20 protein-coding genes are annotated in these 20,773 nt (G+C 61.0%); 11 read left to right on the top strand and 9 right to left on the bottom strand.

What is annotated here, in order from left to right; genetic code table 11:
• The first annotated feature begins 54 nt into the window (after positions 1-54).
• Positions 55-1,074 carry a LacI family DNA-binding transcriptional regulator gene (locus tag OLZ32_RS09075; protein ID WP_264399464.1) on the top strand — a complete coding sequence of 340 codons (1,020 nt, stop codon included), beginning with the start codon at positions 55-57 and terminating at the stop codon, positions 1,072-1,074.
• Here the strand turns inward: OLZ32_RS09075 and OLZ32_RS09070 are convergent.
• Positions 1,071-1,841, bottom strand: coding sequence for a TIM barrel protein (locus OLZ32_RS09070; protein ID WP_264420586.1), 771 nt, complete (start codon positions 1,839-1,841; stop codon positions 1,071-1,073). The two genes, OLZ32_RS09075 and OLZ32_RS09070, sit on opposite strands and share 4 nt — an antisense overlap.
• A 143-nt stretch (positions 1,842-1,984) precedes the next feature.
• On the opposite strand from OLZ32_RS09070, the gene OLZ32_RS09065 reads away from it, so the two are divergent.
• Together OLZ32_RS09065 and OLZ32_RS09060 are read left to right on the top strand one after the other, a co-directional pair.
• Positions 1,985-2,773, top strand: a complete 789-nt coding sequence (locus OLZ32_RS09065; RefSeq protein ID WP_003542436.1) for an SDR family NAD(P)-dependent oxidoreductase — start codon at positions 1,985-1,987, stop codon at positions 2,771-2,773.
• Between the two features lie 176 nt (positions 2,774-2,949).
• Positions 2,950-3,414 carry an RrF2 family transcriptional regulator gene (locus tag OLZ32_RS09060; RefSeq protein ID WP_003542434.1) on the top strand — a complete coding sequence of 155 codons (465 nt, stop codon included), beginning with the start codon at positions 2,950-2,952 and terminating at the stop codon, positions 3,412-3,414.
• Position 3,415: 1 nt separating this feature from the next.
• On the opposite strand, the gene OLZ32_RS09055 is transcribed toward OLZ32_RS09060, so the two are convergent.
• Positions 3,416-4,543: a monooxygenase gene (locus OLZ32_RS09055; protein ID WP_003542432.1), complete on the bottom strand. Its 1,128-nt coding sequence runs from the start codon at positions 4,541-4,543 to the stop codon at positions 3,416-3,418.
• A 164-nt stretch (positions 4,544-4,707) separates the two neighbouring features.
• Here OLZ32_RS09055 and OLZ32_RS09050 point away from each other — a divergent pair, with 164 nt between their 5' ends.
• Positions 4,708-5,484, top strand: a complete 777-nt coding sequence (locus OLZ32_RS09050; protein ID WP_017989263.1) for a metallophosphoesterase family protein — start codon at positions 4,708-4,710, stop codon at positions 5,482-5,484.
• Positions 5,485-5,513: 29 nt separating this feature from the next.
• Here the strand turns inward: OLZ32_RS09050 and OLZ32_RS09045 are convergent, their stop codons facing one another.
• The 3 genes from OLZ32_RS09045 to OLZ32_RS09035 form a co-directional block, all read right to left on the bottom strand.
• Positions 5,514-8,702 carry an efflux RND transporter permease subunit gene (locus OLZ32_RS09045; RefSeq protein ID WP_264397461.1) on the bottom strand — a complete coding sequence of 1,063 codons (3,189 nt, stop codon included), beginning with the start codon at positions 8,700-8,702 and terminating at the stop codon, positions 5,514-5,516.
• Positions 8,699-9,874 carry an efflux RND transporter periplasmic adaptor subunit gene (locus OLZ32_RS09040; RefSeq protein WP_003542426.1) on the bottom strand — a complete coding sequence of 392 codons (1,176 nt, stop codon included), beginning with the start codon at positions 9,872-9,874 and terminating at the stop codon, positions 8,699-8,701. Before OLZ32_RS09040 ends, OLZ32_RS09045 begins: the two co-directional genes overlap by 4 nt.
• Before the next feature lie 262 nt (positions 9,875-10,136).
• Positions 10,137-10,340: a hypothetical protein gene (locus OLZ32_RS09035; RefSeq protein WP_003542425.1), complete on the bottom strand. Its 204-nt coding sequence runs from the start codon at positions 10,338-10,340 to the stop codon at positions 10,137-10,139.
• Between the two features lie 76 nt (positions 10,341-10,416).
• On the opposite strand from OLZ32_RS09035, the gene OLZ32_RS09030 reads away from it, so the two are divergent.
• The 4 genes from OLZ32_RS09030 (at position 10,417) to OLZ32_RS09015 (ending at position 14,747) form a co-directional block, all read left to right on the top strand.
• The gene (locus OLZ32_RS09030) at positions 10,417-10,881 is read left to right on the top strand and encodes a MarR family winged helix-turn-helix transcriptional regulator (protein WP_003542422.1); all 465 of its coding nucleotides are present in this window, start codon (positions 10,417-10,419) and stop codon (positions 10,879-10,881) included.
• Positions 10,874-12,103 carry an HlyD family secretion protein gene (locus OLZ32_RS09025; protein WP_003542420.1) on the top strand — a complete coding sequence of 410 codons (1,230 nt, stop codon included), beginning with the start codon at positions 10,874-10,876 and terminating at the stop codon, positions 12,101-12,103. The genes OLZ32_RS09030 and OLZ32_RS09025 overlap by 8 nt, the downstream gene beginning before the upstream one ends.
• Entirely contained in the window at positions 12,096-13,637 is a 1,542-nt protein-coding gene (locus OLZ32_RS09020) for a DHA2 family efflux MFS transporter permease subunit (protein WP_264420583.1), read from the top strand. Before OLZ32_RS09025 ends, OLZ32_RS09020 begins: the two co-directional genes overlap by 8 nt.
• Positions 13,638-13,877: 240 nt before the next feature.
• A complete protein-coding gene (locus tag OLZ32_RS09015; RefSeq protein ID WP_264420581.1) occupies positions 13,878-14,747 on the top strand; it encodes a hypothetical protein in 870 nt (289 codons plus the stop codon).
• Positions 14,748-14,783: 36 nt separating this feature from the next.
• Here the strand turns inward: OLZ32_RS09015 and OLZ32_RS09010 are convergent, their stop codons facing one another.
• From OLZ32_RS09010 to OLZ32_RS09000, 3 genes are read right to left on the bottom strand one after another with little or no spacing between them, the layout of a single operon-like run.
• A complete protein-coding gene (locus OLZ32_RS09010) occupies positions 14,784-15,401 on the bottom strand; it encodes a DNA-3-methyladenine glycosylase (RefSeq protein WP_264420579.1) in 618 nt (205 codons plus the stop codon).
• A 53-nt stretch (positions 15,402-15,454) separates the two neighbouring features.
• On the bottom strand, positions 15,455-15,769 hold the full coding sequence (locus tag OLZ32_RS09005) for a hypothetical protein (protein WP_003542413.1): 315 nt from the start codon (positions 15,767-15,769) through the stop codon (positions 15,455-15,457).
• A gap of 54 nt (positions 15,770-15,823) precedes the next feature.
• A complete protein-coding gene (locus OLZ32_RS09000) occupies positions 15,824-16,732 on the bottom strand; it encodes a LysR family transcriptional regulator (protein WP_264420578.1) in 909 nt (302 codons plus the stop codon).
• Positions 16,733-16,852: 120 nt separating this feature from the next.
• Between OLZ32_RS09000 and OLZ32_RS08995 the strand changes: the two genes are divergently transcribed.
• Both OLZ32_RS08995 and OLZ32_RS08990 read left to right on the top strand, forming a co-directional pair.
• Positions 16,853-17,596 (top strand): SDR family oxidoreductase, encoded by a 744-nt coding sequence (locus tag OLZ32_RS08995; RefSeq protein ID WP_029872455.1) that lies wholly within the window; start codon positions 16,853-16,855, stop codon positions 17,594-17,596.
• Positions 17,597-17,676: 80 nt separating this feature from the next.
• Entirely contained in the window at positions 17,677-18,579 is a 903-nt protein-coding gene (locus OLZ32_RS08990) for an SDR family oxidoreductase (protein ID WP_264397467.1), read from the top strand.
• A 281-nt stretch (positions 18,580-18,860) separates the two neighbouring features.
• On the opposite strand, the gene OLZ32_RS08985 is transcribed toward OLZ32_RS08990, so the two are convergent.
• Entirely contained in the window at positions 18,861-19,772 is a 912-nt protein-coding gene (locus OLZ32_RS08985) for a LysR family transcriptional regulator (protein ID WP_184500896.1), read from the bottom strand.
• Positions 19,773-19,934: 162 nt separating this feature from the next.
• Here OLZ32_RS08985 and OLZ32_RS08980 point away from each other — a divergent pair, with 162 nt between their 5' ends.
• A complete protein-coding gene (locus OLZ32_RS08980) occupies positions 19,935-20,747 on the top strand; it encodes an alpha/beta hydrolase fold domain-containing protein (RefSeq protein ID WP_264420576.1) in 813 nt (270 codons plus the stop codon).
• Positions 20,748-20,773: the final 26 nt, after the last annotated feature.

Genomic DNA, 20,773 nt, shown 5'->3' with positions numbered 1-20,773 from the left:
TACCGGCGCGGTTGATATAGCCAGCGTCGCATCAATCGAACGGCGAGGTGCCACGTGGGAAGCAGGGGCCGGGTTACATTGCAGACGATCGCGCGGGAGGTCGGCCTGTCGAAATACGCCGTGTCGCGCTCGCTTGCCGGCAAGAGCGGCGTCAGCGAGGAAACGCGCGCGCTGATCCGCGAGACGGCGCAGCGCCTCGGCTATACCAAGCCCGCCGGACAGGGTGCTGCCGGCGAGGTCGCGGTTGTCTTTCACGATCTCGATGCCGTCAACAGTGAGCTCTATATGCAGGTACAGAACGGTGTGCAGCGCGAGGCTCATCGGCTTGGCATGACGCTCCGCGTACGCTGGACCCATGATGCCGGCCAGTTGGAAGAGCTGGCGCGCAGCTGCGATGGACTGATGCTCGTCGGTCCGCATGCCCGTGAGGCCGTGGCGGCTGTGAGTGCCACCGGCGTTCCGATCGTGCGTTTCGGCTGGGTCGATGCGCTCGAACAGATCGACCATGTCGGCGGCACCGACCATGAGGCAGGGCAGGCGGTGGTGGAGTATCTGGTCGGGCTCGGCCATCGGTCCATTGTTTACGTCTATGGAATGCCAGGCCTGCGGGGGCGCCAAGAGCGGCACTACGGCGCCCGCGAAATCGCCGAACGTTATCCTGACGTTGCGCTTCATGTTATGCAGTTCGACGAAGAGAATGGCTTCAGCGCGGCCTTCCGGGCGCTCGTGGAAAAAGGCATCCGGCCGACGGCTTTTTTCTGCGCCCATGACGGGCTGGCGCTGACCGTGGTTTCCGAATTGCTCGGTCAGGGATACCGCATTCCCGACGATATTTCGGTCGTCGGGTTCGGCGACTACTCGCCGGCAACGCAGATCTCACCGGCGCTGACGACGGTGAGGATGGAGGGGCAGGAATGTGGGGCGGTCGGCCTGCGGCTTTTGCTCGAGCGCATCGAAAATCCGCGCCTGCCGGGCATGCCGGCGCGGCGCATCATGATTGCCTCGCGCATAATCGAGCGCCGCTCGGCCGGACCCTGCAAGGCGGCGGCAAGCGTCGATGCCGCCGAGGTTTAACCGCCGAGCGAAGCAATCGCGGCCTTGACCGCGTCCGCGCCGGGCCTGGTCGGCCGGTATTCCAGACCGACGGTGCCGTCGTAACCGTTGGCGAAGATCCAGTCGAGGCGTCGAGCAAGGTCGATATCGCCGGAGCCCGGTTCGTTGCGGCCAGGGTGATCGGCGACATGGACGTGGATGATACGGTCGAGACGGCCGTTCAGCACCTCCTCGGTGCGCTCGTCCATCACGGCGGAATGGTAGATGTCGTAGACGATACCGATCTCGAGGCGAGCGACGTCATCGATGATGTCGAGACCTTCGCGGGTCGAATCGAGGAAATAGCCGACATGGTCGATGCGGATGTTGAGCGGCTCGACGCCGAGGCGGACACCGCTGCCTTCGAGGATGTCGGCGCCGGCTTTCAGCGTTTCGGTAAGCGCCCGGCGCTGTTCTTGGCGGGTCAAGCCTGGGAGATCGTTGCCCGCCTGGGCAATCAGCACCGGCGCGCCGAGACGCTTGGCGACAGCGGCGGAATCGGCAAGGCCTTTCAGCCAGGCCTGCCGGTTGGCGGCGTCGGTCAGCGCGATCATCGGTTCGGCGACGAGGCTGGTGACGGCAAGGCGGGTTTCTTTCAGCGCCGCTTCGATCGCATCCAGATCCTTGCCGGTCCAGCGCCAGAATTCGATCGCCGTCAGGCCGGCCGCATGGGCGCGGCGGATGCGATCGGGAAAGCTGTCGCCCTCTTCGGCAAACAGCCACTCTATGCAGGCTGAATAACGTCGCATGAAAACTCCTCCCATCAGTTGATGCAGGCATGCGACAGATCGGCGCCTGCCGCAAGAGGAGTGTGGGCGCTTGACGCCCGGGGTTCATTGGCGGAACACTCAGCACATCAGGCCGGGATCTCCGGCCGTTTGCGGAGGAAGACATGGATCTCGGATTGAAGGGCAAGACTGCCGTTATAACCGGTGCGTCGGTTGGTATCGGGCTGGCGATCGCCGAGGGGCTGGCGGCTGAGGGCGCCGACCTCGTGCTGGCAGCGCGCGGCGGTGAACGGCTCGAGGCGGAAGCCGCCCGTATCGCCGAGAAGTACGGCGTCAGCGCCGCCGCTGTCGCGGCCGATGTGGCGACGGTTGCGGGAACCGAGGCGATCATCGCGGCGGCGGCCGAAAAAGGTGGCGCCGATATCCTCATCAACAATGCCGGCACCGGATCGAACGAGACGGTGATGGAGGCGCCCGACGAGAAGTGGCAGGACTATTGGGACCTGCATGTGATGGCCGCCGTGCGGCTGGCGCGCGGCATCGCGCCGCAGATGAAGCAACGCGGCGGCGGGGTGATCCTGCACAATGCCTCGATCTGCGCCGTCCAACCGCTCTGGTACGAGCCGATCTACAATGTCAGCAAGTCGGCGCTGATGATGTTTTCGAAGACGCTTTCGACCGAGCTCATCAAGGACAATATCCGCGTCAACTGCGTCAATGCCGGCCTGATCCTGACGCCCGACTGGATCAAGACCGCCAAGCAATTGACGGCGGAAACCGGCGGCAACTGGGAAGGCTACCTGCAGAGCGTCGCCAACGAGCACGCCGCCTCCAAACGCTTCGGCATGCCCGAGGAGCTAGCCAACGTCTTCGTCTTCCTGAGTTCGGAGCGTGCGAGCTATTGCATCGGCTCGACCTATTTCGTCGATGGCGGCATGCTGAAGACGATCTAATTGAGCCAGCTGCCAAGATGCGCGGCGGCCGGTCCTTCTTAAGGCTGCCGCGCGAGCCTGTGGACGTTGCCGATACAAGCTATAAATAATAGCTATTTTGTTGTATGTTCACGCTTTTGACGCTATTTGCCTGCTATTAGCAGGATAAATACTGCGATTTCTACAAGGCGACGACGATGCTGACGAAAAAGGGAAAATACGGGCTGAAGGCGCTGGTCGACCTGGCGCGGCTGGCGCCGGGTGAGACCGCCTTCATCAACGACATCGCGGCCCGCAACAATATCCCGAAGAAGTTTCTCGACACGATCCTGCTCGAATTGCGCAATGTCGGCATCCTGCGCTCGAAGAAGGGACCGGGCGGCGGTTATTCCCTGTCGCGGCCGGCAACCGAAATCCGCATCGGCCATGTCATCCGCACGCTCGACGGGCCCTTGGCGCCGATCCGCTGCGCCAGCCGTACGGCTTACGAGGCCTGCGACGACTGTGCCGATCCGGAAACCTGTCAGGTGCGGCGCTCGATGACCGATGTTCGGGACGCGATCGCCGCCATTCTCGACAATATGACCCTCGAGCAGTTCGTCGCCGACGGCGGTCGCATCGACGGCGCCAAGGAACAATTCCCGATCTCCGCCGCCAGCTGAATTAGGCTCTCCCAGGCTCCGACATATATTCGCCTGCGGTGCGCATTAGCTTATCCCGCGGCAACGACAGCGCGTGAATGCGGATGTTGCGCCAATGGCGATCGAGATTGAGCCCGATGCCGGCCGATGTTTCCCCTGCAAGTTCGAACAGCGCGTTTGCGGTGTCGAGCGCCGTTTCCCCGGCAAGGATCGCGGCCGCCGAGGCGGAGAAATGCGCGTCCGCCATCGCGGCGTCCACAGGATTGACCTGGGCAATGTCGAGTTTGCGGCCAGCCCGTTCCAAGGCTGCCGCCGTTGCTTCGATCCGGATGGCGCGTTCGCCGATCCGGGGAAGGACGGTCGTGCTGCGATCGCCAATTGCGGTCATCAGGTCGCTCCATGCGGCCCGGGCGATGCCCAGGCTGACGCCCGCTTTGAGCAGCAGGCCGAGCGAGATGCCGGTCGAATGTCCGGAGGATGGGGCAGGCGCAATCGCATCGGCATTGACATGAAGCGTTCCGACGATCGCCGTCGCCGATCCATTGGTGCGCTGGCCGAAGCCGTCCCAATCGTCGACCACCTGCACGCCTTCTTCACCGCGTGCGAGGTAGAGTGTCACCGGGCGGCTGGGAGGAGCGGTGGCAGCAGCGGCGATCCAGTCGGCGAATAGAATACCGGGCACTTGGCGCGTGCGCCCGCTCAGGCGGTAGCCCGGGCCTTCGGCGGTCAGTTCGGTCCCGTCGGTGAGGGCGGCGCCCGCGAAGCGGTCGCCGAGCAGCACACGGGCAAACAGCGATGCCTTCAAATCCTCGGCAGCCTGAGTGCGGAGAGTTTCCAGCGCAGAAAAATGATTTTCCAGCGTCTCGCCGATCGATGCATCGCCCTCAGCGATGATTGCAACGATTTCGGCGAGCAGGGCGTTCGACACGTCGAGCCCTTCATGGTCTGGCGGAACAGTGATTGCCGTCAGCCCCGATACAGACAGCGCATCAAGCTCGGCAAAGGGCAGGATGCGGTTGATATCACGTTCGCTCGCCTGCTGCCGGAATGCGGCGGCGAGGTCGCGGGCCGTGGATATCGCCTCCTCTTCGCTTTCGATGCGATGCGCGGGAGGCCTCAGGCTCTCTTGAAACTGCGATACCGTTCCCATCGGTCACTCTTTTCTCGACGGATACAGGAGTGAGGGATTGCCCCTCGAATGATAAGGCCGGTTTTTCTACAAAACCCGTGTGCTTTGAATTTTCTTGCCAGCTTGATTGCCCTGTTCTCCACGCTACTTACGGTGAAGTGGGGTTTCCTTGATCGAGAAATATGATGAGCGACTCTCGTGCTCGCAACAGCGAGGTTTCGAAAATGGCACGCCAGCCGAGACCACGCCTGACGCTGGATATTGCCGCGATCCCAACCTATGCGATCGGCGATATTCACGGTCGGTACGATCTGCTTGTGAAAGCCGAGGAGGCGATCCTGCGTGATGGCGCGCGGCTGCCCGGGCAAAAGCTGATCGTCACGCTCGGCGACTATATCGACCGCGGCCCTGAATCGGCACAGGTCATCACCCATCTGATGGAGCCTCCGCCTGATGGATTCGACCGCATCTGCCTTGCCGGCAATCACGAAGTCGCCATGCTCGACTATATCGATGGCTGGATCTCCTATGACGATTGGATGCAGATGGGGTCGGCGGAGTCGCTCAAATCCTACGGCCTCGATCCGGAGCATCTACCGCTGGTCTTTCCCTCCGGCGCGAAGCTCGATGCCTTCATCCGCCAGTCGCTGCCGCGTACGCATATCGATTTCATGCGGGCGATGCCTGTCCTGCTGGAGACCCCGAGCGTGATTTTCGTGCATGCCGGCATCAATCCGAAGCTGCGGCTCAGTGAGCAGACGGACGAGGATCTGGTCATCATCCGCCAGCGGTTTCTCGAAAGCCGGGTGCCGTTGCCGAAACTCGTCGTTCACGGTCATACGCCGAACGATGAACCCGACATACGGCCGAAGCGGCTCAATATCGATACGCGCGCCTATCGCAGCGGCAAACTCACCGTCGCTCGCTTGTGGCAAGGCCGAGTGAATCTGTTTTCGACCTGACTTCCGTTTCCTCAGCCGATGGGATCGTCTCAAACAACCCCTTCCTCGACCGGCTCTGTCTTCGCTGGTTCTACAGTGGCCGGCCGCTTGCGTCGCCAGCCGCGCAGCACGACGTAGAAGACCGGCGTCAGGAACAGGCCGAAGATCGTCACGCCGAGCATGCCCGAGAAGACGGCGGTGCCAAGCGACTGGCGCATTTCGGCGCCGGGGCCGGTGGCGATGGCAAGCGGCAGAACACCGAAGATGAAGGCGAATGCCGTCATCAGGATCGGGCGCAGGCGAAGATGGCTGGCCTCGATGGCCGCCTCCACCGGTGACTTGCCCTCGTCTTCCGCCTGTCTCGCGAACTCGACGATCAGAATGGCGTTCTTGGCCGCAAGGCCGATCAGAACGATCAGGCCGATCTGCGTCAGGACATTGTTGTCCATTCCCCTCAGCGAGACCCCGATCAGCGCCGCAAGCACCGCAAGCGGGACGATGAGAATAATCGCGAGCGGCAGAACCCAGCTTTCATATTGCGCCGCCAGCGCCAGGAAGACGAAGACGACAGACAGGGCAAAGATGTAGATGGCGGTGTTGCCGGTGTGGGTCTCCTGATAGGCGAGTTCCGTCCATTCGAAGGTGGTCCCCTGCGGCAGGATCTTCGCCGCTAAGGCCTCCATCTTGGCGATGGCATCGCCCGTCGACGTGCCTGGCGTCGGATTGCCCTGAAGCGGCACGGAGACATACATGTTGTAGCGCTGGACAAGCGCCGGGCCGCTGGCATCCTGGATATCCATCAAGGTTCCAAGCGGAACCAGCGCGCCGGTCGCCGAGCGGACCTTCAGGGCGAGGATGTCTTCCCGGTCCATGCGGTATTGCCGGTCGGCCTGGGCGCGAACCTGGTAGACGCGGCCGAACGCATTGAAATCGTTGACATAGGCGACGCCGAGATTGATGGAAAGGGCGTTGAAGATATTGGGAATCGGCACATTCAGGAAACGTGCCTTGTCGCGGTCGATCGCCAGGAAGTATTGCGGGCTGGCATCCGAAAATGTCGTAAAGACGCCGGTCAGCCCCTCGGTCGTTGCCGCCGCACCCATCATTTGCCGGGCGAGGCCGAGCACGCGGGTCATATCGGCGTTTTCGAGATCGGAAATCTGCATCTTGAAGCCGCCGGAATTGCCGACGCCACGCACGGATGGCGGTGGGATGGCGATGATGAAGGCTTCCTGGATGCTTTGCAGTTTGCCGTAAAGCTCGCCGATGATCTTGTTGGCGTTCTCGCCACCTTCTTCACGTTCGGCAAAGGATTTGAACGGGACGAAGACGACGCCGGCATTTGAGGCATTGGTGAATGTCGCCCCGCTGAAGCCGGCAAATTGCACGGCATTGCCGACGCCGGGCACGGTGCGGGCGATATCGCCCACCTGTTTGACGACGGCATCGGTACGCGCAAGCGAGGCTCCATCAGGCAGCTGTATGACGATGATGGCGTAACCCTGGTCCATGGTCGGGATAAAACCCGCGGGGACTTTCGTGCCCATGTACCAAGTCGCTCCGAGCAGGCAGACGAAGGTGACCATCGCGGCTGTCAACCCAATCCAGCTGCTGACCAGATGCCGAACGGTCCATGAATAGCCGGAACTCAGCCGATCGAATCCATGATTGAAGCCGTCCGCAAGCCCTCTTCCCAGACGGGATGCGACATTCATGCGTTTGGTTTCGTGGTCATGGGCTTTCAGCAATATACCTGCAAGCGCGGGCGACAGTGTGAGCGAATTCAATGCGGAAATTGCAGTGGTGACGGAGATCGTGACCGCGAACTGCCTGTAGAATTGGCCAGAGATGCCTGGAATGAAGGCTGTCGGCACGAACACGGCGATCAGCACCAGCGAGATGGCGACGACGGCGGTTCCGACTTCGTCCATCGTGACATGGGACGCCTGCTTCGGCGTCATCCCGCGTGCCAGATTGCGCTCGACGTTTTCCACCACCACGATCGCGTCGTCGACGACGATACCGATCGCCAGCACGAGGCCGAACAGGGTGAGCATGTTGAGCGAGAAGCCGAAGGCGAGCAGGACGGCGAAGGTGCCGATCAGCGATACCGGGATGGCAATGATTGGAATGATCGCGGTTCGCCAGGATTGCAGGAAGACAAGAACGACAATCGCCACCAGGATGGCCGCTTCGGCGATGGTCCTATAGACCTCGGTGATCGAATCCGAGATGAATTCAGTCGTGTCGTAGACGATACGATATTCCAGACCCGGCGGGAAATTCTGGGATATGTCCTTCATCAGCGTCTGCACTTGATGGGCCGTGTCCAGGGCGTTGGTTCCCGGCCGGGCGAATATGCCGAGAGCAACTGCAGGATCGTTGTTGAGATAGCTGTTGGTGACGTAATCCTGTGCGCCGAGTTCTATCCGGGCGACATCCTGCAACTGCACGAGCCGGCCCGAAGTCGTCGATTTCACAATGACATATCGGAACTCGCGCACGTCGGAGAAGCGGCCGTCCGTTCGCACCGTATACTCGAATGCATTCTTGCCGGTGACGGGTGGGGCGCCAATCTTGCCGCCTGATACCTGGACGTTCTGGTCTCTCAACGCGGAGACGACGTCATCTGATGTCATCCCGTAGGCGGAGAGCTTTTCCGGATCCAGCCAGATTCGCATCGAATACTGGCGCTCGCCAAAGATCTGCACGTCGCCGACGCCGTCTAGGCGCACGAGAACGTCGCGGATGCGGTTGCGGGCGTAGTTCGAGACGTAAAGCTGGTCATAGCGGTGCGACGGCGAAAGCAGATGCACCACCATCATCAGATCCGGCGAGCTTTTGTCGGTGGTCACGCCAAGCCGCTGGACTTCTTCGGGAAGACGGGGAAGGGCGATGGAAACGCGGTTCTGGACAAGCACCTGGACCTTGTCGAGATCGGTGCCGAGCTTGAAGGTGATCGTCAGCGACATGGCGCCGTCGGCGCTGGAGTAGGATGACATGTAAAGCATGTCTTCGACGCCGTTGATCTGTTGTTCTAGCGGCGTCGAAACGGTATCGGCGATCGTCTGCGGGTCGGCACCCGGATAAGAGGTGCGTACGACAATGGTGGGCGGCGCTATCTCGGGATACTGCGATACCGGCAATTGCGTATAGGCAATGCCGCCGACGACGAGAAAAAGGATCGAGATGACCGCCGCAAAGATCGGCCGGTCTACGAAAAAATGAGCAAATCTCATTGTCCGTTCTCCGCGCCGGCGGTTTCGGGCGCAGTGTCCTGCCGCTCCGGCGGCAGTTCGGTCATCTGAGGCGTGATCTTTGCACCCGGCCGGGCGCGCATCAGGCCGTTGACGATGATCGTCTCTGTGCCGTCGAGGCCCTCGCGTATGACGCGGTAGCCGTAGAGACGCGGTCCGGGCCTTACGGGCTTGGTCGACACCGTGCCGTCTTCGGCGACGACATAGACGACGCGCTCATTCTGGTCCGAGCCGATTGCCTCGTCGGGGACGAGAATGGCCTGGTAGGTGTTGGAGGCTTCGACCTGTATGCGACCGAAGAGGCCGGGCTGAAGGACGAGATCGGGGTTGGGGAAGCGGGCACGCAGACGAATAGTGCCACTCTCATTGTCGACCCGGTTCTCAGCGAAATCGAGCTTTCCCTTGAATGGCTTGGCGGTGGGATCCGAGATCGTGACCGATACATCCAGGCCGCCGCCACCCTGCTGGAGGTCCTTGCCCAGTTTGCGCGCGGTGTCGGCGAAGTTCAGCAGCCGGCGCTCGTCGACGTCGAAATAGAAATCGATCGGGTCGAGAGAAACGATCGTCGTCAGCACAGTCTGATCGGTCTGCACGAGGTTGCCGGCCGAGATCAGCCGGCGGTCGATGCGGCCGCTGAGCGGCGCCTTGATCTCGGTATATTCCATGTCGAGAGACGCGCGATCGGCTGCGGCCTGTGCGCCGCGGACATTGGCTTCGGCCGAATCGAATTCGCGGCGGCGATCATCCAGCGTCTGCGCCGACTGGCTGCCGCTCGAAGCAAGCGATTGCGTGCGCTTATACTGCGCATCAGCAAAGACCAGGGCGGATTGCGCCGATTCGAGTGTCGCCTTGGCCTGATTGAGCGCGGTTACGAACGGCCGCTGATCGATGACGAAGAGCAGGTCGCCCTGCTTGACCAATGCGCCATCCTGAAAATGGATTTCCTGCAGGTAGCCACCGACGCGCGAACGAACGGAGACTTCGTCGACCGGCTCGAACCGGCCGATGAATTCGTCGCTGTCGACGACATCGCGAACGACCGGCTTGGCGACGGTGACGGGTGGGGGCGGCGGGGCGCTCTGGGCCAGCGCGGGGAGGGGCATGAATGCGGCGATACAGCCAAGCACCACCATCTGTCGAAGCGCGTAAGTCATACCGGTCCTCCAATCTCGACGGCCGATTCGCTGCCGCCAACCTCAAGATGAAGTGATGCTATTCATGTCTTGCTGCTTTGACCGAGGGTCTCCGCCCCCGTGATTCCCCCGGCGTTCGATCCCTTGGAAAAGGAAGGCCGGCACGCAATGCACATCGGAAAAATCGTAACCCTATGGAATTGGACTATAAACGGCAGCGGCGAAAAATTGCAAATGCCAATTGGTAACGATTCCGGAATCCATCAAAACGTCTCAGAGGGCATCAGCTCTCGACGATCTCGTCTCTGCCGGGTGGTAGAGCGGCGAGTTCGGCACAGTCGAGTTCCTGTTCCAGCATGTGAAAGACATCATCGTCGATCTCGTCGGCGCGGTGCTGCGCGACTCCGCCGGAGGCTGTACCTACCGCAGAATTAGGGCAGAGCTGGGCTGCGGCATTTTCGCCGCTGCCGTTGAATCTGCCGTTCATGCCCTTGTGCAGTGCACATGCTCAATATATCTACCGATATTATAAGGGTGCTTATAAATAACGGTCACAGGTTTTCATGAACGCCACTCCGACCCTCGGTTTCCTTCTCCACGACGTCGCAAGGCTGCTGCGCAAGCGGTTCGAGCAGCGTGCGAAGTGCCTTGGGCTGACCCGGTCGCAATGGCAGACGCTTGCCTATCTCTCGAACAATGAAGGTATCCATCAGGGCGGCCTTGCCGAAATCCTCGAAGTCGAGCCGATCACGCTGGTGCGCATTCTCGACAAGCTCGCCGAGCGCGGGCTGATCGAGCGCCGCCAGCACCCGACCGACCGGCGTATCTGGTTGCTTTATATGCGCGACGAGGCGCACCCGCTGCTTGCCGAAATGCGCGAGCTCGGTGACACCACCCGCGCGGAAGCGCTGCAAGGTGTTTCCGCCGAGCAGCGCGAGCAGCTTTTCCACATCCTATCCGTAATGAAGACGAACCTGGTTCAGGCTTGCCGGAGCCCGGTTGACGAGAATGAGACGAACGATGGCTGATCAATCCCCCCTCCGCGTCGTTGCCGACGCCAATGCCAAGACCGAGACTCCTGTCGAAGACAACGAAGCGAAACAGCAGGAAACGGTAGCCGAAGCGCCTTCATCCAATTCAGCGCCGGCTGCCGCCGTGGCTGCGCCTGGCGGCAACAAGGTCCGCCGCCGGCGCAGTCTCACGCGGCCCATCCTGTTTGCCTTGCTGCCGGTGGCGCTCGTCGTCGGTGGTTATTATTACGTCAATGGCGGCCAGGTGATGTCGACCGACAACGCCTATATCCAGGCCGACATGGTCGGGCTGACCACCGATGTGTCGGGCATCGTCGACCAGATCAACGTGCATGAGAACGAGGCGGTCAAGGCGGGACAGGTGCTCTTCAGCCTGCGGTCGGATTCTTTCAAGATCGCGCTTGATGGCGCCAAGGCGCAGCTCGGCGCGCAGCGCAACCAGATCATGAATCTCAAGGCCAGCTATCAGCAGTCGCTTGCCGAGATCACGCAGGCGCAAGCCGATCTGCCCTATTATCAGGATCAGTTCGACCGGCAGCAGAACCTCGTCAACAACGGCAGCGCGACGCAGTCGGCCTATGACGAAGCCAAGCACAATCTGGAAGCCGCGCAGCAGAAGGTTGCCGTCGCCAAGGCGGAAGCCGCAACGACACTCGCCCAGCTCGGCGGCAATGCCGACCAGCCGGCAGAGGAAAACCCGCTCTACCTGCAGGCCAAGTCGCAGGTCGACAATGCCCAGCGCGAACTCGACCACAGCGTCGTCAAGGCGCCGTTCGACGGCATCGTCACCAATGTCAACGCGCTGCAGGTCGGTTCCTACCTGCAGGCTTCGCAGCAGGCCTTCTCGCTCGTTGCCACCGACCATCTGTGGATCGCCGCCAGCCCGAAGGAAACCGAGCTCACCTATGTCAAGCCCGGCCAGACGGCCGATATCTCCGTCGACACCTATCCGGGTGTGGTCTGGAAGGGCAAGGTCGAGAGCATCAGCCCGGCCTCCGGCTCCAGCTTTTCGCTGCTGCCGGCGCAGAACACCACGGGCAACTGGGTGAAGGTCGTCCAACGCATTCCGATGCGCGTCAGCATCGAGGACGCCGACGGCAAGCCGCCGCTGCGCGTCGGCATGAGTACGGTGGTCGATGTCGAGACCGGTCATACCCGCGGCCTGCCTGATTTCGTCAACAAGCTTCTGGGCCGGCCTCAGGGCAAGGATCATGAGTAACGCTCCCGCTTCTCCGGCGACGCCGATTGCCAATCGCGGCGCGATCACGGCCTGCGTCATTCTCGCCGTCATCATGCAGGCGCTGGACACGACGATCGCCAACGTGGCGCTGCCCTATATCCAGGGCAGCGTGTCGGCCTCTGCCGACCAGATCAACTGGGTGCTGACCTCCTATATCGTCGCGGCGGCAATCATGACGCCGCCGTCGGGCTTCCTTGCCGCCAAGTTCGGCCGCAAACGCGTGCTGCTCGTCGCCATCGCCGGCTTCGTGGCGGCCTCCGTTCTCTGCGGCCTGGCGCAATCGCTGAACCAGATCGTCGCCTTCCGCCTGCTGCAAGGCCTGTTCGGCGCGTCGCTGGTGCCGCTTTCCCAAGGCATTCTCCTCGACATCTATACGGTCGAGGAGCGTGGCTCGGCGATGGCCCTTTTCGGCGTCTCGGTGATGGTCGGGCCGGTGCTTGGGCCTGTCATCGGCGGCTGGTTGACCGACAATATCAGCTGGCGCTGGGTGTTTTATATCAACGTGCCTATCGGCGCGTTGGCCTTCATGGGCATTGTCGTCTACGTCACCGAGACAAAGAGGGATCTGCTCGCCAAGCTGGACTGGTTCGGCTTCGGGATGATGAGCCTCGGCATCGCCGCGCTGCAGCTCTTTCTCGACCGCGGCGAGCAGCTCGACTGGTTCTCTTCCAGTGAGATCATGCTCGAGGCGTTGATCTGCGCCTCAGCCTTCTATCTGCTGATCGTGCATACGCTGACGGCGGAGAAATCCTTCGTGAATCCGAAGCTGTTCCTCGACCAGAACTTCTCGATCAGCATGATCTTCATCTTCGTGGTCGGCATTACCTATCTCGCCTCACTGGCGCTGATGACGCCCTATCTGCAGACGCTGATGGGCTATCCCGTCATCACCGCCGGCATCGTCATGGGGCCGCGCGGGCTCGGCACCATGCTCTGCATGTTCATCGTCGGGCGGCTGGTCGGCAAGGTCGATACGCGCGCGTTGCTGGCGCTCGGCTTGGGGCTCACCGCATGGGCGATGTACGACATGACCGGCTGGACACCCGACGTCTCGCAATGGACGATCGTCTCGGTCGGCTTCATCCAGGGCGCCGGCCTCGGCTTTCTGTTCGTGCCGCTGACGACGATCGCTTTTTCCACGCTGCCCGCCCATATGCGCGGCGACGGCACCGGTCTCTACAACCTGTCGCGAAACATCGGCTCGGCGGTCGGCATCTCGATCGTCTCGGCGCTGATCGTCGAGAACACGCAGAGCAATCATGAATCGATCGCGGCCTATGTGACGCCATTCAACCACGCCTTCAATGCGGTGGCTGCGCAGGGGCTCAGCCCGGTGACGGCGGCCGGCCGCGCCTCGCTCAACGAGATCATCACGCTGCAAGCGACGATCATCGCCTATATGGACGATTTCAAGCTGCTGATGCTGATGTCGCTTGCGGTTATTCCGCTGGTGCTGCTGCTGCGCAAGCCGAAGGCAGCACCCGCCGTCGACCATAGCGCGGTGATGGAATGAACTCCAAGTTTTAGGAAGTTCATAGAAATCGCCTCACATTTCCTTTGAATTGCTGAGTTCTGAAAGCTGAGTTAGAGCGCAAAGCGCATCGCCTATGCCCGGCTTATCAAAAGGCCGGCACAAATAGGAGTTGACTGAAAAGAGATGATTGTGCGGAATAGGTTGTCGAATGGGGAGTTCACGGCTGCCTTTTTGCTGCATGTATGGAAGCCGTGAAACGAGGGACATAAGGCTTCAGCCGTGACAGAAACTTCATCAAGGCCTGAAGGAGATAGAATTGTAATTGAGCTTTATCCGGGTGACCCGATCGCGCTCGGTGACCTCTCCAATAGTTTTGCCGCCTTGGCGCGGATCTATGAACGCCATTACCGACAAAGCGGCGAAACCGCGCCAAAACTCCATATAACCAAGTTGGAAACTGGCTCCATCCTCATGGAGATTGCCCCCTACATTACCATGATGGGTGTGCTCACTATTGCGGATAACACGGTAGTGGTAGCGGATTTTGCTAACAGGCTTTCGCGTGGGATCAAGGCGTTCTCATCGCCTGCCGATGCTGCCCCTCCGATAGACCCGCCATCAACCGATGATGCAAGAGATATTCGAGAGTTTACCAAGCCTCTTCTTGGTAAAGTCGGCTCGTCTCTTGGCATAAAGCACGCGCGCTATAAAAAGACTGATGGGCAAAAAACAGTTGTGGTCGAATATAGTTTTGCAGAACCTGAATTAAACCGTGCCGCCATCAATATAGAGAGGCTTATAGACGGCCCTGCCATGATCGAAGGCCTGGTCGAGATGGTGGCGTTGTCTCCGCCGAGCGAACAGATAAAGCGCGAAGTCATGCTATTTATGGATCAAGCCAACCGGCATCCCGGCAAAGAAAGCGGTCGCACCGGAGATAGGGGAATTATTCCGTCAATCTCGGAGAAGGCCTTGCCCGTTTATTTCCGCAAAAGCTTTCAGGATATCAAGGGGCACATGACTCGCGACGTTAATCCGCTAACCAGCACGTTCGTCGTTGATGTGCATGTACAGTACCTCGGAAACGAGCCAAAGGGCTATGTGATCACAGATGTGCACCAAGCTATACGCGCGGATGACACTGAATAACTATTGATCTTTTGCTACACTGGGCCGTGGAATTGCTTAGCGGAATGGCTTGCTGAGATATCGAGATCCCTGAATGCCGAAGCGCCATGGTGTTTCGGCATTTTTCGTGATGCCGATGCGTTTTCCCGAGACGATCGGCACAGGTGCCGACGGCGCGATCGCATAGGGCGGGCGATCGAGCAGCCTGTCATTGATGGCGATATCGATGCCGAGCGCCTGGCAGAGTTTGCCGGGGCCGCTGCAGAGCGACGTCAGCATATCGGTGCCGCGCCGCTCCATCATCTGAGGGATTCCCGTTTCCGGCTCCAGGGCGCGGATGAGTGCAGCCGAGCCCGGATGGCAGACGAAATTCAAGCACCAGTACATGCCGTAGATGCGGTAGATATAGACATTGCCCGGCTTGCCGTACATGGCGCCGTTGCGCTTGGTCGGGCCGCGGAAGCTGTGCGAAGCCTCGTCATCGGGGAAATAGGCTTCGGTCTCGGTGATGCGTCCGCCGACGCCGTCCACGGTCAGATGGCAGCCGAGCAGGTCGCGAGAGACGGCGATCGCATCGCGCTCGAAAAACGTCCTGAGGCTTTCGCCGGTGAGGGTGCCGGTGCCCATCGCACCTGATATCGTTCCACCATCGGTCATGGTCGACGCAGATAACATTCAGCGCGCTCGCCGTCATCCCGAAACCGCTTCATGTTTTTCGGCCAGAAACATCAGCGGCCGGCATTCGGATCGCGCATCGGGATCGAGGATGATGTGACCGAGACCGGGTCGCTCGCCGGGAAGGAATCTTCCAGACCCTCCTCCAGCTCTTCTTCGAGCAAAGCGGGATCCTTGCTGCGCGCGCCGTCGCTATGGGCAGGTTCGATTGCTGTGGCAAGCAGGGCCTTGGCCCGCAAGACGGCGTTTTCCGACGTCAGCTCAGGCGTGCTCCGCAGCGTCACGGCAATGCTGTCTTCGCCTTCGCCGCCGAATTCGACGACGAAGCCGTCTTCCGTCTGATAGACGGTGATATCGTTGAGTGCCATGGCCGTCCTCCGAGGGCGCTCACATTAGCAATATGCATTTTAGTGAGATGCATTTTAGTGAAGCGCGTTTTCGGAATTTTGTCGAGCGAAGACCTTCACCAGCCAGTCGATGAAGACGCGCACGCGTGGTGAAAGCTGGCGGTTGCGGGGGTAGAGCAGGGAAACCGGTGTCGGGGTCAGCGGAAAATCCTGCAGTATCTGGACCAGCGTTCCCGCGGCAAGGTCTTCTTCGGCGTGATAGCGCGGGATCTGGATCATGCCGAGGCCGATCCTCGCCGCTGAAATATAGCTTTCGGCGGCGTTGACCGCGACGGTGGCGGGAATTGTGATGTCACGCACCGTGCCGTCGACGATGAATTCCAGCGGCAGCAGGCTGCCGGTGCCGCTGGAGTGGAAGCCGACCATGCGATGGCCGGCAAGCCGGTCGGGATGCTGCGGCAGGCCGTGGCGGGCGATATAGGCAGGAGAGGCGAGCGTCACCTCATCGAGCATGGCGACGCGCCGGGCGACCATGTCGCTATCCCCAGGCGTGCCGACGCGCAACACGCAATCGATGCCTTCGCGCACCAGATCGACCAGCCGGTCGCCCTCGCTCATGTAGAATTCGATGTCAGGATAGGTTTCCAGGAAGGACGGCAGGCTCGGCAATACGAAATGGCGGGCAAGTGTGCCGTGCACGTCGACACGCAGCATGCCCTTCGGCTTGGCGCCGGCAAAGGCGCCTTCAGCTTCCTCGATATCGGCGAGGATCGACAGGCAGCGTTGGTAATAGGCTTCGCCATCAAGCGTCGGACTGACGTGGCGCGTCGTGCGCTGGAGCAGGCGCACGTCGAGGCGGGCTTCCAGCCCCTTGACCGCATCGGTGACGGTCGAGCGTGGCAGACCGGTGTCTTCAGCGGCAAGTGTGAAGCTGCGGCGTTCCACGACACGGCAAAACACACGCATGGCGTCAAATCTGTCCATCTGTTTGTTCGTCATTCCCGGATAGTGATACCGAAGAATGCCCGATTATCCGTAAAAGGAAAAGGGCGCATCTTCTCCTCATCGAAAACGCGCTGCGGCGCAGGATGAAGGAGAAGGACAATGGCTTCCAAAGAAAACGGCAAGGTGGCACTGGTCACCGGCGCTTCCCGCGGCATTGGCGCGGCAGTCGCCCGACGCCTCGCCAAGGACGGTTTCACCGTCGTCATCAATTATTCCGGCAATGCCGCTCCGGCCGAGGAATTGGCCCAGGAGATCGAGCAGGCCGGCGGCAAGGCGCTGACGGCGAAAGCCGATGTCAGCGATGCCGAAGCCGTCCGCCGCATGTTCGATGCCGCGGAAACCGCTTTCGGCGGCGTCGATGTGCTCGTCAACAATGCCGGCATCATGATGCTCTCTGCGCTTGCCGAGGCCGATGACGCCAATTTCGACCGCCAGATCGGCGTCAATCTGAAGGGCACCTTCAATACGTTGCGCGAGGCAGCCAAGCGTCTGCGCGACGGTGGCCGGGTCGTCAACTTCTCGACCTCAGTCGTCGGCCTGAAGCTTGAAACCTACGGCGTCTATGCTGCTACCAAGGCTGCCGTGGAAACGCTGACGGCGATCATGGCCAAGGAGATGCGTGGCCGCAACATCACCGTCAACGCCGTCGCGCCCGGTCCTGTCGCCACCGACCTTTTCCTCAACGGCAAGTCGGACGAACTCATCGCCCGCACGGCGAAAATGAATCCGCTGGAACGCCTCGGCACACCGGAAGACATCGCTTCTGCGGTTGCCTTCCTCGCTGGCCCGGACGGCGGCTGGATCAACGGCCAGACGCTGCGCGCCAATGGCGGCGTGATCTGACGAGACCGGCGGCTTCCGGCCGCCGCTCATCCAAATTTTCACTCCTCAATCAGCCAACCGAATCCAGAAGGAATAGAATCATGAGCAAGCAAGTCATCGTCATAACCGGCGCTTCCAGCGGTTTCGGCGCTCTCACCGCCCGTGCGCTCGCCAAGGCAGGCCACACCGTCTATGCCGGCATGCGCGCCACGGAAGGCCGCAACGCTCCCGCCGTCGCCGATGTGGCTGAATTCGCCAAGGAGAACAATGTCGATCTGCGCTCGGTCGAACTCGATGTCGCCTCCGACGCGTCGGTTGTATCAGGCATCGCCAGGATCATCGCCGATGTGGGTCGCCTCGATGTCATCATCCACAACGCCGGCCATATGTCCTTCGGCCCGGCCGAGGCCTTCACGCCGGAACAGTTCGCCGAACTCTTCGACATCAACGTGCTCTCCACCCAGCGCGTCAACCGCGCGGCACTCCCCTATCTGCGCAAGCAGGGCAAGGGCCTGGTGGTCTGGGTATCGTCGTCGAGCAGTCGCGGCGGTACGCCTCCCTACCTCTCGCCCTATTTCGCCGCCAAGGCGGCGATGGATTCACTTGCCGTCTCCTATGCCGGAGAGCTTACCCGCTGGGGCATCGAGACCTCGATCATCGTGCCTGGCGCCTTCACCAAGGGCACCAACCATTTCGCCCATTCCGGCTCGCCCGCCGATACGGCCCGCGCCGCCGAATACAATGAAGGACCCTATAAGGGCGTGCCGGAACAGGCGCTGCAGGGCCTGGCAGCACTCGAACCTGCCGACGCCGATGCCGGCGCGGTTGCCGCGGCCATCGTCGATGTCGTCGGCAAGCCCTTCGGCACCCGGCCGTTCCGCGTCCATATCGATCCGTCCGAGGACGGCGCGGAGATCGTCAACGGCGTCGCCGATCGTGTCCGGGCGGAATTGTTCCGCCGCATCGGTCTCGAGGACCTACTGAAGCCGGCGGTCGGCAATTGAAACCCGGTTCGCCACCGCGCGCAGGAACAACCGCGCGGGGAACGATAGCCAAGCCATCATCGCAATTATGTGAACGTGATTGCGGAATTTTTCCTTACAATCCTATGGGGAGTGCGTATATCTGCTTTATCGCGAGAGAGTGGAATTCCCTGCCGCTCTCTTTGCGAACCTCCAGAGCCTGCCGCGCCCTTGCTACGGTGCGACAGGCTTGATTTTCAAAGTTATAGATTGCGGCCCGTCGAAGGTTTCCCCTGCCTTCCGGGCCGTATTTGTCTTGGCGCTCAGACGTCGTTCAGTTTCGCCTCGACCAGAAGTTTCACCAGCCAGTCGACGAAGACGCGGACCTTGTTGCTGAGGTGGCGGTTCGGCGGATAGACGACATAGAGCGGCAGCGGATCGCGACGCCAGTCCGGCAGCACGCGGACGAGTTCGCCCCTTGCCATCGGCTCGCGCGCCATGAAGATCGGCACCTGCGCGATGCCGAGGCCGGTCAGCGCAGCCGTCAGATAGGTGCGGCTATCGTTGACCGAGGCGATGTATCGCGGACTGGTCTCGATCACCTCGTTGTGCCGGCGGAATTCGAAGGGCAGCGTCCGGTTGTTCTGGGCGCGAAAATAGTTGACGGTGTAATGATCCGCCTCCAGATCCTCCGGCCGTTCGGGCATACCGAATTTCTGGATGTAGCTCGGAGAAGCGCAGGTGATCATCTCGACTTCGGAGACGCGCCGTGCAATCAGCGATTGGTCGGCCGGCGTGCCGGCGCGTAGCGCGCAATCGACATTTTCCGCAAGATAGTCGACCGTGCGGTCGCCGACACCGAGGTCGATACGGATATCGGGATAACGCTGATAGAAATCGCAAAGTGCCGGAACGACGATCCAATCGGCGAAAGCGCCGGCCATCTCGACACGCAGCCGTCCACTCGGCAAGCTCTGCGAATTGGAGAGGCTGCCATCGAGCTCCTCCAGTTCCGAAATGATCTGGGCGGCACGTTCGTAATAAAGCGCGCCGTCCGTGGTCACCATGACCCGGCGCGTGGTCCGATTCAAAAGCTTGGTGCGCAGATGCGCTTCCAGGCCCTGGATGAGATTGGTCACCGTCGCCTTGGGCATGGCGAGCATGTCGGCGGCGCGGGTGAAATTGCCCGTCTCTACGACACGAATGAATACGCGCATTGCCGAGAGCTGATCCATCGGTTTCAAATCCGCAGTTTGCGTTGCACCATTGTTCGAGATCTGGAACAGTGTTATCGCGTTATAGCTTCTTATTCCCTGGTTGGAATAACAATATCTTTTTTGTACAAAATGCAAGCGGCGGACGTTGTCTGCTTGTGGCCGACAAAAGAGACCGGAAGCATGACGGTGGAATGGAAAGATATGATGCTGGATAAGGTGGCCATCGGCCCCGTTTCCGCACGCATCTACCAGGGCGCCGATTATGGCAAGGGTCCGCCGATCGTGCTTTACCTGCATGGCGGCGCGTTTCTGGATAGCGACAAACACGTCGACCGGCCGGTGGCGATGAGCCTCGCCAAGGCCGGCGCTATCGTCGTTGCCGCCGATTACAGCAGCCTTTCCGGCAATCTCTTTCCGAAGGCGCTGGAAGTCTCCTTCTCCGTTTTCACCTATCTCGCCAACAAACGCGCCGGTCTCGGCGACCGCAAGTCGCTGCTCTTCGTCGCCGGCGAGGAGGCGGGCGGCAATGTCGCCGCCGGCGTGGCGCTGAAGGCTCGCGACCAGATGCCGGACGCGCTCGACGGCCAAGTTCTGATTTCGCCGCTGCTCGATCCCTTCATGGGCACTTCCTCGATCCGCAAGGCTGAAGCCATCGGCATGCGCCAGCGCTGGGCGGAAGGTTGGAGCCACTATCTGAGCGGCGGCGGTTGCCACCCTTATGCGGCGCCTTGCCTCTGTTCGCGTATTTCAGGCGTCGCGCCAGCGCTGATATTTACCGCGGAGGATGATCCTCTGCACGACGAAACGATTGGTTACGGTGTCCGCCTGAAACAGGCCGGCGTCGGTGTGCGCCAGCATGTCCTTCCCGCCGGGACGGGCTGGCCCTCGATTTATGGTGGGAAATCCGACGGAGCGCCCGACTGGCAGGAAAACGTCAGCCGCCATTTCGGAAGCTTCCTTCGGGAGGTAAGCATCCAACCGCAATTGCATTGAAGAAGACCTGATATTTCGGCGGCTTA

Source organism: Rhizobium acaciae (genome assembly GCF_025941625.1).
Lineage (GTDB): Bacteria > Pseudomonadota > Alphaproteobacteria > Rhizobiales > Rhizobiaceae > Rhizobium > Rhizobium acaciae.
Note: the sequence above shows the minus strand (reverse complement) of the source record. Positions and strands in the feature narration are given on the sequence as shown.

Coding starts and splice junctions, on each gene's coding strand:
- OLZ32_RS09000 (WP_264420578.1), bottom strand. CDS start 16,732: ATGGACAGATTTGACGCCATGCGTGTGTTTTGCCGTGTCGTGGAACGC.
- OLZ32_RS09005 (WP_003542413.1), bottom strand. CDS start 15,769: ATGGCACTCAACGATATCACCGTCTATCAGACGGAAGACGGCTTCGTC.
- OLZ32_RS09070 (WP_264420586.1), bottom strand. CDS start 1,841: ATGCGACGTTATTCAGCCTGCATAGAGTGGCTGTTTGCCGAAGAGGGC.
- OLZ32_RS09045 (WP_264397461.1), bottom strand. CDS start 8,702: ATGAGATTTGCTCATTTTTTCGTAGACCGGCCGATCTTTGCGGCGGTC.
- OLZ32_RS08995 (WP_029872455.1), top strand. CDS start 16,853: ATGGCTTCCAAAGAAAACGGCAAGGTGGCACTGGTCACCGGCGCTTCC.
- OLZ32_RS09040 (WP_003542426.1), bottom strand. CDS start 9,874: ATGACTTACGCGCTTCGACAGATGGTGGTGCTTGGCTGTATCGCCGCA.
- OLZ32_RS09055 (WP_003542432.1), bottom strand. CDS start 4,543: ATGGGAACGGTATCGCAGTTTCAAGAGAGCCTGAGGCCTCCCGCGCAT.
- OLZ32_RS09035 (WP_003542425.1), bottom strand. CDS start 10,340: ATGAACGGCAGATTCAACGGCAGCGGCGAAAATGCCGCAGCCCAGCTC.
- OLZ32_RS09025 (WP_003542420.1), top strand. CDS start 10,874: ATGGCTGATCAATCCCCCCTCCGCGTCGTTGCCGACGCCAATGCCAAG.
- OLZ32_RS08990 (WP_264397467.1), top strand. CDS start 17,677: ATGAGCAAGCAAGTCATCGTCATAACCGGCGCTTCCAGCGGTTTCGGC.
- OLZ32_RS09020 (WP_264420583.1), top strand. CDS start 12,096: ATGAGTAACGCTCCCGCTTCTCCGGCGACGCCGATTGCCAATCGCGGC.
- OLZ32_RS08985 (WP_184500896.1), bottom strand. CDS start 19,772: ATGGATCAGCTCTCGGCAATGCGCGTATTCATTCGTGTCGTAGAGACG.
- OLZ32_RS09030 (WP_003542422.1), top strand. CDS start 10,417: ATGAACGCCACTCCGACCCTCGGTTTCCTTCTCCACGACGTCGCAAGG.
- OLZ32_RS09010 (WP_264420579.1), bottom strand. CDS start 15,401: ATGTTATCTGCGTCGACCATGACCGATGGTGGAACGATATCAGGTGCG.
- OLZ32_RS09050 (WP_017989263.1), top strand. CDS start 4,708: ATGAGCGACTCTCGTGCTCGCAACAGCGAGGTTTCGAAAATGGCACGC.
- OLZ32_RS09060 (WP_003542434.1), top strand. CDS start 2,950: ATGCTGACGAAAAAGGGAAAATACGGGCTGAAGGCGCTGGTCGACCTG.
- OLZ32_RS09065 (WP_003542436.1), top strand. CDS start 1,985: ATGGATCTCGGATTGAAGGGCAAGACTGCCGTTATAACCGGTGCGTCG.
- OLZ32_RS08980 (WP_264420576.1), top strand. CDS start 19,935: ATGACGGTGGAATGGAAAGATATGATGCTGGATAAGGTGGCCATCGGC.